Source organism: Agarivorans sp. MS3-6, from assembly GCF_054112545.1.
The window spans coordinates 1,257,561-1,274,944 of record NZ_CM134202.1 but is presented as its reverse complement, the minus strand read 5'-3'; the positions used below and the strand labels follow the sequence as shown (position 1 = coordinate 1,274,944).

Genomic DNA, 17,384 nt, shown 5'->3' with positions numbered 1-17,384 from the left:
AGGAGAATTAGCTGTATATCAGGCGAACCTTTAGATTGTTGGTTACTTAAATACGAATTAGCTCGATATATCATGCACATTCATTATTACGTAACTCGCTACCATTAAAGCTACGCTCAGCATGAACCAGCAAAAAGCATATATAAAAGCTTTTTGAATATCTTGGGGTACCTTTTTTCTTTTTTCTAACATTCGGTAGCGTTTGGCGTGAAAAGAGCTTAAGAAAACAGTGGCGTATTGTAGAACCCCTTGTCCAGAAAAGAAAAAGTTTAACGAGTAAAATCTAACTCCATCATCAAGTACATCTTCTAAAAAGAGTAACCACTTTTTCTTTAAGTAAAGAACGACTCCAATCCAAACAAAAATACCCAAGCTCCCGGATATAAACAAAAGAATGGCAATTTTGGATGCTAATGTGATATCACTCATTTGCTTGGTAAAGACATCGGCTAACCTATATTAATGTGGCGCTTATTTAGACATGAGTTAACAATACTCTACATTAATTGATGATTATGTAAATAATCTTAACCCATTATTCTAACGCTCTATCTAGCCATTTCAGCCCGTCGTTGTCTGTTCTTTTGTTGTGTCGCTTACCGCCATCGTTATTTTTTTGATGCAATTATCAGCTTTCCTGCTAATGGGCTGTTTTTGATGATAATTAATGCTAATGTATTGACCTTGTAATCGGGCTGTATTGGCACTCTTCGACACAGTGACAGGTGCTGTCACGTCGCATTAACAGTCATAACACACGGCTATTAAGGTGTAGAATAGCTGCAGCTTAAATGTGGTTTAGAGGTAAGCGCTTTGCTTAAATGGAAGGTCTTCTTTTGGCTTGGGGTTGTAGCAACAATCGCCAACGTGATGGTAGGTTTGTATGAAGGCAAACCGATTATTGCCATTGCGGTGTCCACGCTAATTACCGGGGTACTACTGGTCCCTTATTACGGCTATGCCTACCAAAAAGTCGTGGCGAATTTGGTGCTGTGGAAGGTGTTGTTTTGGCTGCAGGCAATATTGTTGGCGTTCATTTTGTTTTTTGCGCTGATTGGCCAAGTGTCTTATTTGGCTGGCGATGGCGGTTTCTCGCTCAAACTGCTGGGGTCGGTGCTTATTTTATTGCTTTGCCCGCTTACGTTGGTTCCACCATTTCGCTATGCCTATCGTTCGAAGGCATTGTGGAACACCGAGCATTAGATATAAGCATAAACAAGTAACGGATATTTGTGAGCTTGTAGGCCATATCAAGCACTGGCTTGGCATGCCTTCAGGCTGTTTTACGGCAGAAAGGATGCTGAATGTACCAATTTTTACTGGCAGATATAAATAGCAGTTTTACCTTGGCTTTGGTTTTTGTACTAGGGCTAGCTTTAGTCGAGATATTGGGCTCGTTAGTGGGTTTAAGCTTGTTAAATACTCTGGATGATATTCTTCCCATTGATATCGATGTGGATGTAGACGCCGATGTTAGCGGAGGGACTCTATCTGGGGTATTAGGCTGGTTATACTTGCATCAATTACCCTTATTGGTGTGGATCATTCTATTTTTAAGCAGCTTTGGCCTTGCTGGACTCACCCTCAATTATATCAGTCTGTCTAATGGAGAGTGGTTACTCCCTTCTTCTGTGACTCACCTTGGGGCTGTGGTATTTGCCCTGCTTAACGCGCGCTTTTTAGGGCGAGCTATCGCTAAGGTTTTCCCTAAGAGCCAATCTAGCGCTGTTTCTAAGCATGGCTTTAAGGGCTTACAAGCCAGAGTCACGGTGGGCACCGCAACAGTTGGTAGCCCCGCCGAAGCCGTGTGCACCGACCAACATGGCCAAAAACACTATTTAATGGTGCAGCCACTGGCTAGCAATGACAGCTTCCCTATGGGAACTGAAATTGTACTGCTAGAGCGGCACCGTAAGTACTGGACCGCTAGCAAACTCAGCGAATTATTAAACGATCATAAAGGATAGATTGTGGATTTTTTAGGAAGTAGTAATAACATCATGTTTTATTTAATTTGGGTTGGTGTAGGGCTGATTGCCTTTTTCACTATTGGTTTGATTTTGGCTAAGTTGTACACCCGCGCCACTAAAGAAACGGCGTTTGTTCGTACCGGTTTAGGTGGCGAAAAAGTGGTTAAAGATGGGGGGGCTATCGTGCTGCCAGTTGTGCATGAAACTATTCCTGTGAACATGAATACGCTGCGCATCGAAGTAGAGAAAACCCAGAAAGATGCCTTAATTACCAAAGATAGAATGCGGGTTGATGTTAAGGCCGACTTTTACTTAAGAGTGGCCCCTAATAGCGAAGGGATCTCTATGGCGGCGCAAACTTTGGGTACGCGTACCATGCGCGTGGAAGAGTTGAAAAAGCTGATGGAGTCTAAGTTTGTTGATGTGTTGCGCTCGGTAGCGGCAGAAATGTCGATGACTGAAATGCACGAGCAGCGTTCTGACTTTGTACAAAAAGTGCAGCAAAACGTGATGAACGATTTAGAGAAAAACGGCTTGGAGCTTGAATCAGTTTCATTAACCGGTTTTGACCAAACAGACTTGCAGTTTTTTAATGAAAACAACGCCTTTGACGCCGAAGGTCGCGCTAGGTTAACTAAAATCATTGAAGAAAAACGAAAAGAAACCAACGATATTCAGCAAGAAAACCGGATTAAGATTGAGCAGCGTAATCTAGAAGCTGAAAAACAATCGCTGGAAGTAAACAAACAAGAAGAAGAAGCCAAGTTAACCCAAGAGCAAGTACTGGCGTTTAAACGTGCTGAGCAAAAAGCGGAAATTGCTAAAAACCGCGAACAGAAACAACAGGAAGAGCGCGAAGCAGAAATTGCCAAAGAGCGCGCACTAGAAGCGGCCGAGATTGAAAAATCACGAGATATTGAAACCCGCGAAATTGAAAAAAGTAAAACCTTAGAGCAAGCCAGCATTCAGCGCCAACGTGACTTAGAAGTGGCAGAGCAAGACAAGCAAATTGCTATTGCTAAGAAATCTGAAGAAGAATCTGCCGCTCAAGCAAACGCCGCCGAAGCTGAAAAACTGATGGTACAGAAGAGTGAAGCGGTAACAACAGCACGCCAAGTCGCCGAAGCTAATCGTCGTAAAGAAATTGAAGTGATTGACGCGCTTAAAGAAGCGGAGCGTGATGCAGTAGGCATTACTGTACAAGCTGAAGCCGAGAAGAAAGTAGCACAAGATAAATCAACCGCCATTTTGATTGAAGCGAAGGCTGAAGCTGACGCCAAAAAACTGCGCGCCGAAGCCGATGAGAAGGTGTATGCAGTAGAAGCGGCGGGTAAACAAGCGATGTATGACGCAGAAAACACTCTGCGTGACGAACAGATAGAGCTACAAAAATCCTTAGCGATTCTAAAAATACTGCCAGAGCTTGTGGCTAACGCAGTTAAGCCTTTAGAAAACATTGAAGGTATCAAAATCTTGCAAGGTTATGGCGCTGCAAGTGGCGGTGCGCAAAATGGTGAATCGGGCGGCAATCAAGGGTTGGCAGAGCAAGTGACTCAAGCTGCCTTAGGTTACCGTGCTAATGCACCTTTGGTAGATGCCATGCTAAGAGAAGTGGGTTTAGTCGATAAACACAATGGTAGCTTGGAAGATTTACTCACGGGGCAATCAAGCGTTATTCAAGACGCGTTAACCGTGACCGAGCAAACCGAAGAGGCGCCAGCCTTGGAAGAAGTACCCGCATCTGCATGATAGATGTGTAGCGAAAAACGCGCTTGGTGGTTTAAGCCATAGCGACAAAGGCGGAGCAGCAATGCACCGCCTTTTCTGTATTTGCTACATTGACATCTAGGGAAGGCGAAACACCCTGTTCTTTCATCACTGATCGACGACACCGTTTATTGAGCCAGTGCCGACTCAGCAGAATTAATCCTATTCTTGGCTTTTTGGTAGAAGTAAGAAACGCTTAATAAAATGATACCTATTACCATAAACGCTACAATTTTTTGTATTAATTCAAAGGCCGCTATATCAACAAACATCACCTTTACGCATGCTGTAGCAAAGATAATAGCCGCCAAGCGCACCATATCTGCCTGCTGTGGACGCAAGCTAATAAACATTAATACACTTGCATGGCTGATCAATAATATGGCTGTGAGCGGTGCTGAAATACTGGGATCTAGTTGGTAGCTGCATAGTAAGTAGCTAGCAGAGAGTAGTAGGTGCCAAGCCCATTTCAAACCCTTGCGCGGAAGCATTCTTTCATGAGTATTAATACCTAAACGAGGGGCTAACAAATAACGAGCTAGTAAGGCCAACAGGGTGAGTTCGGCAATGCTTAGCAATAGTTTGTTGGCATGTAAGCTTGGGTTGAGTTGCGCAGCTAGGTGGATAATAAAGGGGATTAATGCTGCGACGAACATCGCTAAGTAGGCCACAGTATAGCTAGGTTTTAAAGCCTTAGATAATGCTTTTCCTAGTCGGTTGGAACGCTCAGTAATTAAGTAAAAATAGCCACAAATCAAGACTGCACTAAGGCTCCAATTAGGTAGCAATAAGTTACTAATAGTTTGGCTAGCCACAATCAATACCAATGCAAAATAATAGGGACTTAAATGCCATTGTAATTTAACCACTTGCTGCCATTTAGTGGATAGTTGCGTGTAGCGCAGCATAATAAAGCCAATTAAAACTATGCCTAGCGCTAACGCCACCAACCCTTGCCATTGTTTCCCTAAACACATTACTGCCGTAACCAATATGGCCAATATGCTTAATAACTGCGCTTCGTAGCGTAGGTTTTTGTTATTTATAAAGTAAGCCAATATTAAACTTATAGAAGTGCTAAGCCATAAGGCGATGGCCAAATAATCTGGGAAGCTGCGCATAACTTTTGGTAGGAATAGCAGGGGTAATGCTGCATAGCAAATGATTTGATAAACATAGGCAAGCTTTATGAGCGGCGAGCTGGCATAGTGTTTTTTGTACCAGTAGTAAACCAGAAGCAAGGAAATAAACAGTTCTACTCTAGCCAGCTTGGCATTAAGTGCTTGGTCTGAAAAGCTAGTGCTAGCTGCATCTATTACACCAAATATCACTAAGCCCAGCAGCGGGAGTTGCAACAGCCAAGCCAAGACTTCAGAAATACGGAGCGAATTTTGTGCGCTAAGGTGCAGCAGCAATAGACCGATAAGAGGCAAGATGAGCAAGAAGTATTGGTTGCTAATAAAATATGCCACTAATAATAAGGTGGCCGAGTAAAGTACGCTGAGTAACTCATGTACGATATATACGCAGTGTCTTTCAGCAGCGATTAGATAACGCTTATATTGGCTTAATAGCTTCTTGGCGAGATAGCTTATTGCACAGCTTAGCATTAGTAATAAACAAAGAGTGGCCTGATCTTGCCACGTCGACAAAGCGGTATATTGATGTGATGTTAGGGTGTTAACGGTATGCACTAAGCTACTAATTATACCTACTGCAAGCAGCACATACGCTTCTGCTCGAATCGCGCTGAATTGCTCCTTACAGCCGACCCATAATAGCAACAGTCCCTCTAACAGTAATACTAAGCCAAGTAAGTCAGGGGTGAGCAAATACAACCCGCCAAACCCAGCAAAGCTGCCAGCAAAAGCCAGTGCCAGCGCTGAAATCTGTTTATCTCTTTTTATTAATTTATACAGGCCAATACAGATTAAAGCATTGACGACAAATAGCTCGCCAGCATAAATACTGAACTCACTTAAGGTGTAAAGAGTGAAAGCTAATAGGCTAATCGGCACGGCTAACAAGCGAGGTGTGAGTGACGACTTAAGTAACAATAATAAGCTGGCAATACTATAGAGGTAGAACATGCCAATAATGGTAATGAGCGCAACTATGCTTTGCCAGTTAAGGCTACCAAAAGGCAAGGGGATGAACTGACTCACTATTCCTACGCAGGCAATGTGCAGTATGGCGGTTACTTCTATCAATACTGGCCAAGCTAATTTATGGCTTTGTACTAAGGAGCATAGGCCTACTATGAGCAAATAAGGCAAATACAAAAACGCATTATGGCTGTCGTCTAGCAGCATTAATGGTGCTAGCGAGCCACCTAATAGCGCCACTACAGCAACAACTTTAGTATCAAGTTTTAGCGATAACTGATAACCAAAAATAGTGTTGGCCAATAACAAAGCAAAGCTGATGCTTGCTGGCAAAATATTAAAATAGGGGCCAAGGAAGTATAAACATAAATAGTTGAGAATTAAGCCAAGGCCTACCAAGCCAGAGCCAAAATCTTCCATGCCTGGGCGTCTATTGTTGATGAATACGCCCCCCGCGATAATCGTATTGGCGGCGCCTAATCCGAGCAAAGCTTTGCCTAGCGCTGAAAACCAATTGTTAATCGAGAACTGCAGTAAATAACCAAAACCCAGAGTTAGGGCAATAATGCCAGCAACAGTCATTAAAAATACGGCACCTAAGCCTTTGCTACGGTAATGTTGATAAAAGCCTTTGGCTTGCTGTGTTAATCCTGAGATAGGGCCAAATACCATAGCGCTAAGCTCAGCTATAGAATCACCAAGTTGAGCCATCAGCGAATTTAGTGCACTGGGCTTGCTGGTTTGCTGATTCGCAGGCAAAGCTTGTAAAGGGTGCGGTGAAGGGGCCGTATTCTCAAATTGTCCGTTGGGGGAATGACTCGTTTGTTGTTGGACTGGTTCGGTCGATTTAGCCACATGACCAATTGACGGCTCGCTGTTGGATGACGCATTTTCAGCTGAGGCGACTGTTGTTGCTAACGATTGCTGCTCACTGTCAGGCTGAGATTGAATTTGCTGAGCAAGGTGATCAAGTTGGCGGCTAAAAGACGCGAGTTGATTGTCTAAGTGACTTTGATAAGTGCCTTGTTGTGATTTGATTAAGGCTAGCTCAGCTTTTAATTTAGCTACGTCATCCAATAACGGCATTATCTTATTCCATGATTAATCGAGTATTTTGAGCGTCAAAAAAGATTGTACGTTGAATGTGTATTTTAATAAATACATGTTTTATATTGATTTATTGCTCTATGTTGATTTTATTAAAAATAAATTGAGTTTGAAGGCTCTGTTGTTTGCCAGCCTCTAAATAACTCAAGCTTTGTTTTACGGTTGTCGTGGGCCTGTGGAAATATTCACTGTGTTAGAGCTAAATTAGGAGGTGGAATGATCTAGGGATCAAGGCTTACGTAAAAACAGCAACATAATGAATACCCAATATTCTGTAATGATAATAAGGCAACGGTTCTGTGAGGGCACAAAGCGATAGCATTTGCAGATGATTTGGCGTCGCTAGGAGAGACTAAACCATATAATTAATGGTTCGACGTACTAGAAATTACGAGCGAGGGAAAGAGACCGAAGTCGAATACCCTCCTTGTAATGGTAACTGGTCAATCTAAGGGGGAAGACAAGAACTGCAGTTATCTTTTTGTTTCAATGTCATTTTGGCAACTAACGCAGAGTTGTGCGGTAGGGACCAGCGCTAAGCGTTCTAGTATTTAAATACCACAACTGTCACACTCGATATCGTTACTCTTTTATAGCTTTTTTATCACCGATGCAAGTTGCTGATATTGCGCTAGTGTATGCTGGTAAAGTCGGTGCTCTTTCTCTTTGCTAGTCAGTGCATCGGCGGCGTTGATGACATCGTGAAGGCTACATTTACTGACAGGGGGTTGAGGTTCAACGAGGCCTTCTTCTAATGGTTGTTTCTTGGCTAACCATGTTGCTTTTATTGCTCTATCGACCCCTCAGCCATAGGTTTGCTCTAGGTACCTTTCAATGTCTCTTGATTCTGGCATCCAGGTTTCGCTTCCATCTTGGGCGATGATACGCAATACCGGTACGGTGCCACGGCCTAATTGCTTGACCAGTTCGTCTCTATATTGTGGGTTTTTCATGGTGTCTCTTAATTCAACATTTAGCCCAAGCCTATTGATCGCTGCCGTAGCAATACTGCAAAAAGGGCAGCCGACAAAATGATAAAGCATTAAAGTATCTTGCTGGTTGGATTGCTTATTGGCTGAATTATTACTCATTGGTATTCCTTAAGCGTGTTAATCATGACGGTAATATAACTGGCTATGAGGGTATTTGGAATGAAAAGGGCTGAGGCTATTGTAACTAACGGCATATACCCTGCTAGGCAAAGACAAGTAGTGGTAGATAAGCCGCAAGGCTCTTGCTTAGTGCTTGACTCGATAGCGAGCTGATAATACCATTTGTATACGTTTTATATATGGTTTGTATATCTATGGGTATCGTGAAAATTTCTGAAGAGCTACATGAAGAAGTAAGAAAAGCCAGTTCTGTAATGTCTCGCTCTATCAATTCACAAGCAGAATTCTGGATAAAAATGGGGATGCTGGCAGAGCTACATCCGCAACGTTCTTTCAGCCAAATTGTTGCTGAACTGATGAAATCTGCCGATGTTTCGTTGGCTAAAGCTTCCGTGGTGGAAGCCACTATCAATGAATAGAGCCGTGAAGATAAAGTCAGCCACTGACATTGAATTGATGCGTCATTCAGGCACGTTATTGGCGCAAGTATTCGGTATGTTGGATACCTATGTAAAGCCAGGAATATCAACCATGGATATTAATAATAGAGTTGAAGACTTTATTATTAATGACCTAAATAGCAGACCTGCCAGTAAGGGGCAATACGGTTATCAGTTTGTCTTAAATTCCTCTATTAATGAAGTGGTATGTCATGGTGTGCCTAGCGCCAATCAATTGCTGAAAAGTCGCGATATTATTAATTTAGATATTACTTTAGAGAAGGATGGGTTTATAACAGACTCTAGCAAAATGTATGTGATGCCGGAGGCCTCCCTTGACGCTAAAAAATTAGTAGACGTCACCTACCAAGCAATGTGGGCGGGCATTAAGCAAGTTAAACCCGGCTCAAGGCTTGGTGATATTGGCCATGCCATTCAACAGTGTGCGGAGAGTTATGGCTACAGCATTGTAAGAGAATATTGTGGGCATGGTATTGGCCGAGAAATGCATGAAGATCCACAAGTGCTGCATTATGGCTCTTCAAATACCGGGCTAAAACTCGCAGAGGGGATGATTTTTACCATTGAACCGATGGTGAACCAGGGCAAAGCTAAAGTGAAAACCAAAAAAGATGGCTGGACTGTCATTACAAAAGACAAAAAATTGTCTGCTCAGTCTGAACATACAGTTTTGGTGACAGCGAATGGCTTTGAAGTGCTGACTTTACGAGAAACTGAAAATTCGAGACCTTAGATTGTTTTAAACATATCCGGCAGGCAGCTTTTATCGATTACGCTGAGGGGCTCGTAGGCTTTTGGGGTGATGCATAAAAACTGCATGCTAGCTTCAAATCACTTCAGTTTACGCTGGATGGAAAGCCTAGCGTCGAGGATGTTGTTTGTCAGCTTGATGGTGATGTGTTGTCTGTAGATTGAAAATGGCCACTAAAGGTAGAAACGTAAACGGTTGTTGGCCGGCCGTTGGCAAATAATAACTAAAGCCTTAATAGGCTTTAGTTATATTTATGGTCGATTCGCTGAAAATGTTACGGCGAATAGCCTGCATATCATCGATTAGCGCTTGTCTTTGGCTTTTCAGCTTGATTAGCTAACGTAATCGAACAAGTCATTTTCTAGTTTTTTTCGTTCGTTGTATTCGTCAATTCTTCTGCGAGTGCGAGCGGCATTCTTCTCTTTGTTATGTTGTTTAACACGATGGACTTTGTCTTCATCATCCCATTCATCACTGTCATCGAACTTAGAGTATTTCATACACGTTAACCTATGTGTCTATAAATATTACAGGTCTTTAAAGCAGGAGGCTAAGCGTAAAATTGACGTTTCTCCTACACGTCAAATCTGCTACATAAGCGGGCGTTGGTCAAACAATAAAATAATTATTCAAGTGAAGGGTTTATTCATTAAGTCTTTTTAAATTAATGGTTTATGGTTGGTTTTTGCTTGTTTTTAAGTTGATCAAATTATCGTAATCGTCACGACAAATACGCTTTGTTTTACCTAGGGCTAGATTGCTGCCACTATCGCGCGGATTTTTAACCCCGCCATGTTTTATGGCCCTATTATTGCTAACTGAATCATGCCAAACACAGTTGTAAACAGCACGTCAAACAAGCTATTTGCTCCCTTAATGGGCTTAGCGTTTTTTGCCATTGCCAGCGGCTACTTAATGAGCCTGTTACCTTTAGCCTTAGGTCATTATTCACTACCTGTTCATTTAGGCCCTTGGCTAGCCAGTGTTTATTACACGGGGTTATTATTTGGGGCTTTTAAGGCACAAGCCATAATATCGGCGCTAGGTCATAGAGTGGCTTTTGTGGTGTTTTTGCTAAGCCTTTTAGTCAGCGTAGTGTTTATGCTATTGCTGCCAAATTCGCTGAGTTGGTTGGTGCTTAGGGCCGTTGCAGGCGCGGCCACTGCAGGCATATTTGTGGTTGTTGAGTCGTGGTTATTGTTTGTTGATTGCGATAAACAACGCGCGTCACGTTTGGGCTTTTATATGGTTACCTTATATGCGGGCAATGCCTTGGGACAATTGTTAATAGAATATTTGGGAACCGGTGGTGGCTTGCCATTTTTATGCATTATTGCTTTATTGGGCTTGGCCATAGTGGCTCCCCTGTTAAGCCAAAACAGTGCGCCACAGCATACTCAACACCAAGCGCTGTCGTTGAAAACCATTGCGACTTTGAGTAAACCGGCGGTGATGGGGTGTTTGGTATCGGGCTTAATCTTGGGGCCTATATACGGATTGATGCCCGCTTATTTAAATAGTGATGCGCTATGGCGCAACAATATTGGTAGCTTAATGGCCATTTTGATCTTAGGGGGAATGTTAGTTCAGCCCATTTGTAGTTATTTGTCGGCTCGCTTTAACAAAACCTTGTTGCAAGCGCTGATTAGCGCCTTAGGGTTGTTAGCAGCCATAGGGATTGTGTTGGTGAAGAGTGTCTTAGGTTTATCGCTGTGTTTGTTTGCACTAGGAGCTGCGGCGTTTGCACTATATCCGATTGCTATCTGTCAGGCTTGTTACAAGGCAAGTGCAACGAGTATTGTGGCGATTACAGAGCTGATGTTACTTAGTTATAGCTTAGGCTCGATTATTGGGCCTTTATTTGCCGGTTTAGGCACGCAGTCCAGTCAGGCGCTGCCGATGTATTTGGCAGCCATTTTTGTCACTACCAGTGTTTATATGCTGTTGGTTGCTAGCAAGAGTGGCACTTTGCCAGAGCCCGTTTAATAATCTTAAACTTCCTAATGGTATTAAGCCCAGTCTGCAATGGCTGGGCGCTTAGTTGGAAGGCAGAGCCGCTAGAATAAACTGAGCCCTTTGCTCAATGCTGCCCCATGGCACATCAACAATGTGATACGAATGCTGCTGATAAGTCTCAATCAACAATTGATGGATCTGCTTGGCTTCGGCAAAACTATGCGGGCGTATCTCATCTTGCTGGTAGATGGTTTTATTAGGGCGGCACAAAAATACTGTCGGGAAATAGCCAGCACAGGCGTTTTCAAAGATGGGGTCTATTGCTTGTTTGCCAAGCTTAAGATAGGCGCATATGTCTGGCGCAGCGCGGTCCAAAAATGCCGGCATCGAGCCCCTTAAGGCCTGCTCTTTTTGTTGCTGCATCAACTCAATACATAAGTGCGCAAATGCCGCTAAGTCAGTCCATGGTAATACACCCCCCTTAATCGCGGATTGTTGCTCTATCAGGGTGCGCGAGCTTTCGTTAAACACCCGATAGCCTTGATTTTTAAGCTCACCAATGATGCTGGTTTTACCCGCACCTGGACCACCAGAGATGATTATAGGTTTCAAGCAGAGTCCCCCTTAGGATAAAGCCTGCGAGTTTAGCAAACTCGATAGAAAGCAACAAAACACGGCTGAATGACAATGCCAGTCTTGGCGCGAGTCTATATACCCGTGCAATGCCTTTAGGTTTGATAGTTTACATTGAGGGTTATAACTCAGCGTTATTAATATAATAAAGTTTGATAATTTCATATTGGCTGCAGATTGCTGTAAATTTTCTGCATTGAGAATTAGCGACCATCAAGCGGCGTTTAACAGCTTGATGGTTTACGCTTCGCGAAGCCATTTAAAAGGGCAAATGATGAAATTTTTACACACCATGTTACGTGTTACCGACTTAGATAAATCTATCGAGTTTTATACTAACGTTCTGGGTATGCAAGAGCTGCAACGCAGTGAGAATAGTGAATACCGTTACACCTTGGTATTTGTTGGTTATGAAGCTGGTGGAACTACCGTTGAGTTGACCTATAACTGGGATACTAGGCAGTACGATATGGGGAATGCCTTTGGCCACCTAGCACTGGGTGTAGAAGATATTTATGCAGCTTGCGATCAGATTAAAGCGCGTGGAGGTGTCGTCACTCGTGAGCCAGGCCCAGTAAAAGGGGGGGAAACTCACATTGCCTTTATTACCGACCCTGATAATTACCAGATAGAACTGATTCAACTTGAACAGACTCCAGTTAGCCAGTAAAGAGGATTTCCCAATGACAAACGCATTATTTCAACCTATACAACTTGGTAATTTATCGCTAAAAAACCGCATTGTGATGCCTCCAATGACACGTTCGCGTGCTAGCCAACCAGGCAATGTAGCCAACCAAATGATGGCTGAGTATTATGCACAACGTGCTTCAGCTGGGCTGATTGTGGCAGAGGGCACGCAAATTTCTGCAATGGGGCAAGGTTACGCTTGGACACCAGGTATTTACTCAGCAGAGCAAATCGCCGGTTGGAAAGCCGTGACCGATGCAGTGCACGCAAAAGGCGGCGCTATCTTCGCTCAGTTGTGGCATGTAGGCCGAGTGACTCATCCTGACAATATTGGTGGTGAGCAGCCTATTTCATCTTCGGCGTTAACGGCACAAAACGTTAAAGTATTCATTGATAACGGTAGCGATGAACCTGGCTTTGTTGATGTGGTTGAGCCACGAGAAATGACGAAAACCGATATTCAGCAGGTCGTTGCAGAGTATCGCCAAGCGGCATTAAATGCCATAGAAGCGGGGTTTGACGGCATCGAGTTACACGCGGCAAATGGTTACTTAATTAACCAGTTTATTGACTCTGAAGCAAACCTGCGCAGTGATGAATACGGTGGCTCTATTGAAAACCGCCTGCGCTTTCTTAGTGAAGTCGTCGCTGCCATGGTCGATGCGATTGGCGCAGAGCGCGTAGGAGTTCGCCTTGCACCGTTCACATCGTTAAACGGTACGGTAGACGCAACACCTGAAGACACCTATGTTGCCGCTGCAGCGCTGCTTAATCGTCACAAGGTGGTATATATTCATATTGCTGAAGTAGATTGGGACGACGCGCCTGAAACCCCACAATCATTTAAACCGGCTGTACGTGAAGCCTACCAAGGGGTGTTAATTTACGCCGGACGTTACAACGGAGAAAAAGGGGCGCAAGCTATTGAGGCTGGCGTAACCGACATGGTTGGCTTTGGTCGTCCATTTGTGGCTAATCCTGATCTCCCCAATCGAATAAAAAATGGTTATCCATTGGCGTCGCATAAGCCTGAAACATTGTTTGGTGGTGCAGAGCAAGGCTTAACCGATTACCCTGAGTATAGCGCTAGCTAGGTGTAGCCTCTCGGTATCAGCACCCTGCTTTATCACTAAGTGCTAGTATATGCCCACGCTGCTTTTTCTTCTAAAAGTTGCTGTGGGCTTTAGCCGTTTTGGCTCTCAGTAAATTAGCTACTCACTCAGCAATAAGAAACCCTAATGAAACGATTAACGATGCGCGGCGAGTTATTATTAACCTTGGCCACCTTGCTGGCAGCGCTTGGTTGGATAGCCTCTAAACGGGTTATTTCAGGCATGCCGGGGGATGTTTTCATTGCTTCTCGATTCTTACTGGCGAGTGCTATTTTACTGCCATTTTGTTATCAGCAGTTGCGGCGACTAAAGGTTAAAGAGTTTGCTTATATTTGCGGGGTGGGGCTAATGTTGGCTGTCTCAATGCAGGTATGGATAGCCGCGGTCGCTGTGTCTAGCAGCTTATCTGAAGGGGCCTTTATCATGAGTTTAGCGATGATTTTTGCTCCTTTTACCGCTTGGCTGTTATTTAAGAAAACCCCCAATCGTGCTTTTTGGAGGGCCTTACCCCTTGCTGTTATCGGCATGATGCTACTGACCCTAACTAATGGTTGGCAGATAGAGCAGAGCCAGTGGTACTTTTTGCTTGCGGCTATGCTGCTTTCTTTGCATTTTGTACTCAATAAAAAGCTGATCACTCGTATTAAGCCTTTAACATCTATTTGTTTACAGTTATTTGTGGTGGGTGTAGTTGGCGCAATCAGCGCATTTTTCAGCTCCACAGAACCGCTGGCGTTGAGCCATCAGGTATTGGCTTGGTTTGTGGTGTCTATTGTTGCCGCCACGGCTATTCGCTATTTACTACAAACTATCGGTCAATCGGCGATAAAAATGGAAACCGCCTCGTTGATCATGATTTTGGAACCGATTTGGACGCTGCTACTAAGCATCGCTATTCTTGGGGAGCAGCTTGAGCTACAAAAGCTGATTGGCGGTGGAGTCATTCTTTTGTCATTGATTGTGTATATTAAGTTATCTAAGCCACGGGCGGGTGCTTTGGCTGATAAACAATAAACACGTCGACATGTCATGTTTGTTTAGATTGAAATATAGTCTTAAGTATAGTTACTTGGCTAGCGTAGTTCTGTCGAGCTGTGGTCATAATACAGGTTGCTTAACCCAAAAAATCAGCTATTGGTATAGCTGATTTTCATGCGAAGTGGGGCGTTTAAAAACTTACCCTAGCACTTTAGTATTGGGGAAAAACTGACTCCAGATACCATAGTGTACACCGTTGTGGGTGGCGACTTGCTCGCCTTCTGCATTCAACAGTTGAACTATTTCACCGTCGCTAGATATTTGTAATTGTTCGCCGTTTAAGTGAAAGGTATAGCCGTCGTTAGCGTGAGCAAAGTCTGGTGATATAGCGATTTGATGAGTGCCATTGCTGTAGCCGAAAACCTCTAGTTTGGGATTAAGGCGGGTATCCTCAAGGTTCAGTGTATCGAAGATAAAGTCTGGGTTATCAATGTTACGCTGGTCTTTAAGCGGTTGCTCAAACAAACCCAGTAATATCTCATCAATCATACGATCCATACCATATATGAATACTTTGGCATTTGGGTAGTTTGCTTTAGCTGTTTCCCACTCCATCTGTGTGTTGGGGTGTACTGTGGTTGTGTGGTCAGTAAATTCAGACTGCATGGTAATTTGTTGAATTGCTGTACCATTATTCACATCTTTAAAGATGAGGTTGTTATGGGCTTGGCCTAAGACCTGTAAGTTAGATTCACCCAGCCCATAGTCAGTTTCTACCACCATGGCTAAGTTAGATAAACCACAATAAGTGACCGCATACTGGGTGCCATTTTGTTCAAAACCGGCAACATGAGGAACTTGTAGGTGGTAGCGAGGGAAAATAAGGGCTTCACCATCGAGTTCGACAACATAAACCCGTGAATCCTCTTCAGGTATAAACATATCAGCATCATCTACCGAGTAATACTGAGCGCTAAATTGCTCGGTGGGGAAGGCTGTTGGCATGGCATAAGATTGCGCCCAAAAAGTAACACCCACTCCTATTGAGGCCAACACCATCCAAATGGGCTTCCAGTATTTGCCACGTATATTGGCTAGCCACAAAATAGCCAGAGCGAGGATCTGCAAGGTCCAAAATAACGGCATATAGTGGAAGTAGTTCAGTAACCAATCTCTTGGTACTCCGATAACTTGTCCTGGTTCTGTCATTAGTACAGCGCAGAAAATAGCGATGCAGGCTAAGGTGAGTGCATACAGGTTAAACAATATTCTCATTTTAGGTTCCTCAGGGTGCTCGGCGAAAGCACTATTGGTTATTTAGTTGTTAGCTTAATTTTTGTAAATAGGCTGCCGTGTTTATGTCATCTGATTGATTAGGTGCGATTCACGTAATCTGGAGAACAAAACCGTGGGCCTTGGTGTTATTCGTTTCTGAGCGAGATATTCTCATGGTCATTAACCAGCAGTAAGTAGGACTGATGGGAACTATTGTTCCATTTTGTGGTGAAGTAAGCGGTATCAATGAACGAGACCGATAAACCTTTGCCGCCCATTGCACCTTTGAGGAAGGGCTAGGTCGTTTTCAGTGGGGCCGAAAGAGGGTGAACAGCGCTTAGGGCGACGATTAAGCGACGCCGCGGAGTTAATTAAGATTTGGGCTCAGCGCTATTGGCGGGTAATTAGCCAATAGCGCTAGGCCTCGGTTAGCTATGTTGCTTAGCCAGGCTGCTTGGCTAAGGCTTGGTCAATGTCGCTCGCGCTGTGGCGTTCGGCAACTTGCTCCCATTCTTCTCCCCAGGTTCTATTGACTATTTGGCCGCGTTTCACCGCTTGGCGCTCTGCTAGCTGGGTTGCCCAGCGCATCAGGTTGGGGTAGCTTTTTACATCCAAAAAATCTGCTGCGTCATAAAGTGAGCCGAGCACTAAATTGCCATACCAAGGCCATATGGCGATATCAGCGATGCTGTATTCGCTGCCAGCGATAAACGGGTGGTTTGCTAGTTGTTTATCTAGTACATCTAGCTGACGTTTGGTTTCCATGGAAAAGCGATTGATGGGGTATTCAAATTTTTCAGGGGCATAGCTATAAAAGTGCCCGAAACCACCGCCAAGATAGGGCGCAGAGCCTTGCAACCAAAATAGCCAATTCATTACTTCGGTACGAGCAGCAAAATCTTTTGGCAGAAAGTGGCCAAATTTCTCTGCTAAATAAAACAAAATTGAGCCAGATTCAAAAATAGAGATTGGCGTTTCAGTGGAGCGATCCTGCAAGGCTGGGATTTTTGAGTTAGGGTTAATGTCGACAAAACCCGATGAAAACTGGTCTGCGTCACCGATGTTAATGAGGTGAGCGTCGTACTCTGCTTCTTTTACCCCAACGGCGAGTAACTCTTCGAGCATAATGGTGACCTTTTGGCCATTTGGGGTGCCCATTGAGTAAAGCTGCAAGGGGTGTAAACCTACAGCCAAGGCCTGCTGATGCCTCGCGCCTGAATCGGGGCGATTAATACTCGCCCATTTACCGCCGCTTTCACTATCCATTGTCCAAACATTGGGGGGGGTGTACTGCTCTACCATGCTACTTCCTTAGGATTTATTCATCTAGTTAATATAGATATCAGGCCATTTATACGGATTAAAACCTTTCAAGGTTTATATTTTTATCGCCATATTCGCTCGCCCTCAGTCAGCATAGGCTAAAAGTGCAACTGTTACGCTGAAATGGGGAGAAAACGCTTTGAT

General features: G+C 43.9%; 17 protein-coding genes. 9 read left to right on the top strand and 8 right to left on the bottom strand.

What is annotated here, in order from left to right; translation table 11 throughout:
- Window positions 1-57: 57 nt before the first annotated feature.
- The gene (locus ACVFI8_RS05795; RefSeq protein ID WP_457873319.1) at window positions 58-429 is read right to left on the bottom strand and encodes a hypothetical protein; all 372 of its coding nucleotides are present in this window, start codon (window positions 427-429) and stop codon (window positions 58-60) included.
- Between the two features lie 384 nt (window positions 430-813).
- Between ACVFI8_RS05795 and ACVFI8_RS05790 the strand changes: the two genes are divergently transcribed.
- The 3 genes from ACVFI8_RS05790 to ACVFI8_RS05780 all read left to right on the top strand — a co-directional run bounded on the left by ACVFI8_RS05790 (window position 814) and on the right by ACVFI8_RS05780 (window position 3,719).
- Entirely contained in the window at window positions 814-1,203 is a 390-nt protein-coding gene (locus ACVFI8_RS05790; protein WP_457873318.1) for a hypothetical protein, read from the top strand.
- Between the two features lie 101 nt (window positions 1,204-1,304).
- A complete protein-coding gene (locus ACVFI8_RS05785; RefSeq protein ID WP_457873317.1) occupies window positions 1,305-1,967 on the top strand; it encodes an OB-fold-containig protein in 663 nt (220 codons plus the stop codon).
- Between the two features lie 33 nt (window positions 1,968-2,000).
- Complete coding sequence (locus ACVFI8_RS05780; RefSeq protein ID WP_248715591.1) at window positions 2,001-3,719, top strand: flotillin family protein; 1,719 nt, start codon at window positions 2,001-2,003, stop codon at window positions 3,717-3,719.
- A gap of 146 nt (window positions 3,720-3,865) precedes the next feature.
- Here ACVFI8_RS05780 and ACVFI8_RS05775 read toward each other — a convergent pair whose 3' ends face one another.
- The 3 genes from ACVFI8_RS05775 to ACVFI8_RS05765 all read right to left on the bottom strand — a co-directional run bounded on the left by ACVFI8_RS05775 (window position 3,866) and on the right by ACVFI8_RS05765 (window position 8,040).
- Complete coding sequence (locus ACVFI8_RS05775; RefSeq protein ID WP_457873316.1) at window positions 3,866-6,928, bottom strand: DUF2339 domain-containing protein; 3,063 nt, start codon at window positions 6,926-6,928, stop codon at window positions 3,866-3,868.
- 494 nt (window positions 6,929-7,422) lie between these two features.
- A complete protein-coding gene (locus ACVFI8_RS05770) occupies window positions 7,423-7,500 on the bottom strand; it encodes a TraR/DksA C4-type zinc finger protein (protein WP_371923127.1) in 78 nt (25 codons plus the stop codon).
- A gap of 252 nt (window positions 7,501-7,752) precedes the next feature.
- Window positions 7,753-8,040, bottom strand: coding sequence for a glutathione S-transferase N-terminal domain-containing protein (locus tag ACVFI8_RS05765; protein WP_248714418.1), 288 nt, complete (start codon window positions 8,038-8,040; stop codon window positions 7,753-7,755).
- A gap of 215 nt (window positions 8,041-8,255) precedes the next feature.
- Between ACVFI8_RS05765 and ACVFI8_RS05760 the strand changes: the two genes are divergently transcribed.
- Together ACVFI8_RS05760 and map are read left to right on the top strand one after the other, a co-directional pair.
- Entirely contained in the window at window positions 8,256-8,480 is a 225-nt protein-coding gene (locus ACVFI8_RS05760) for a ParD-like family protein (protein ID WP_248714419.1), read from the top strand.
- Window positions 8,473-9,255 carry a type I methionyl aminopeptidase gene (gene map, locus ACVFI8_RS05755; RefSeq protein ID WP_248714420.1) on the top strand — a complete coding sequence of 261 codons (783 nt, stop codon included), beginning with the start codon at window positions 8,473-8,475 and terminating at the stop codon, window positions 9,253-9,255. The genes ACVFI8_RS05760 and map overlap by 8 nt, the downstream gene beginning before the upstream one ends.
- Window positions 9,256-9,605: 350 nt before the next feature.
- On the opposite strand, the gene ACVFI8_RS05750 is transcribed toward map, so the two are convergent.
- Complete coding sequence (locus ACVFI8_RS05750) at window positions 9,606-9,773, bottom strand: PA3496 family putative envelope integrity protein (RefSeq protein ID WP_248714421.1); 168 nt, start codon at window positions 9,771-9,773, stop codon at window positions 9,606-9,608.
- A gap of 325 nt (window positions 9,774-10,098) precedes the next feature.
- Here ACVFI8_RS05750 and ACVFI8_RS05745 point away from each other — a divergent pair, with 325 nt between their 5' ends.
- On the top strand, window positions 10,099-11,259 hold the full coding sequence (locus ACVFI8_RS05745) for an MFS transporter (RefSeq protein ID WP_457873315.1): 1,161 nt from the start codon (window positions 10,099-10,101) through the stop codon (window positions 11,257-11,259).
- A gap of 51 nt (window positions 11,260-11,310) precedes the next feature.
- Here ACVFI8_RS05745 and ACVFI8_RS05740 read toward each other — a convergent pair whose 3' ends face one another.
- Entirely contained in the window at window positions 11,311-11,841 is a 531-nt protein-coding gene (locus ACVFI8_RS05740; protein ID WP_248714422.1) for an AAA family ATPase, read from the bottom strand.
- Window positions 11,842-12,136: 295 nt separating this feature from the next.
- Here ACVFI8_RS05740 and gloA point away from each other — a divergent pair, with 295 nt between their 5' ends.
- From gloA to ACVFI8_RS05725, 3 genes are all read left to right on the top strand, one after another.
- Complete coding sequence (gene gloA, locus ACVFI8_RS05735; RefSeq protein ID WP_248715592.1) at window positions 12,137-12,532, top strand: lactoylglutathione lyase; 396 nt, start codon at window positions 12,137-12,139, stop codon at window positions 12,530-12,532.
- A gap of 13 nt (window positions 12,533-12,545) precedes the next feature.
- Window positions 12,546-13,646 (top strand): alkene reductase, encoded by a 1,101-nt coding sequence (locus tag ACVFI8_RS05730; protein ID WP_248714423.1) that lies wholly within the window; start codon window positions 12,546-12,548, stop codon window positions 13,644-13,646.
- A gap of 144 nt (window positions 13,647-13,790) precedes the next feature.
- Window positions 13,791-14,678, top strand: coding sequence for a DMT family transporter (locus ACVFI8_RS05725; protein WP_248714424.1), 888 nt, complete (start codon window positions 13,791-13,793; stop codon window positions 14,676-14,678).
- Window positions 14,679-14,840: 162 nt separating this feature from the next.
- On the opposite strand, the gene ACVFI8_RS05720 is transcribed toward ACVFI8_RS05725, so the two are convergent.
- Window positions 14,841-15,917: a DUF3179 domain-containing (seleno)protein gene (locus ACVFI8_RS05720; RefSeq protein WP_457873314.1), complete on the bottom strand. Its 1,077-nt coding sequence runs from the start codon at window positions 15,915-15,917 to the stop codon at window positions 14,841-14,843.
- A gap of 441 nt (window positions 15,918-16,358) precedes the next feature.
- A complete protein-coding gene (gene yghU, locus ACVFI8_RS05715; RefSeq protein WP_457873313.1) occupies window positions 16,359-17,219 on the bottom strand; it encodes a glutathione-dependent disulfide-bond oxidoreductase in 861 nt (286 codons plus the stop codon).
- Window positions 17,220-17,384: the final 165 nt, after the last annotated feature.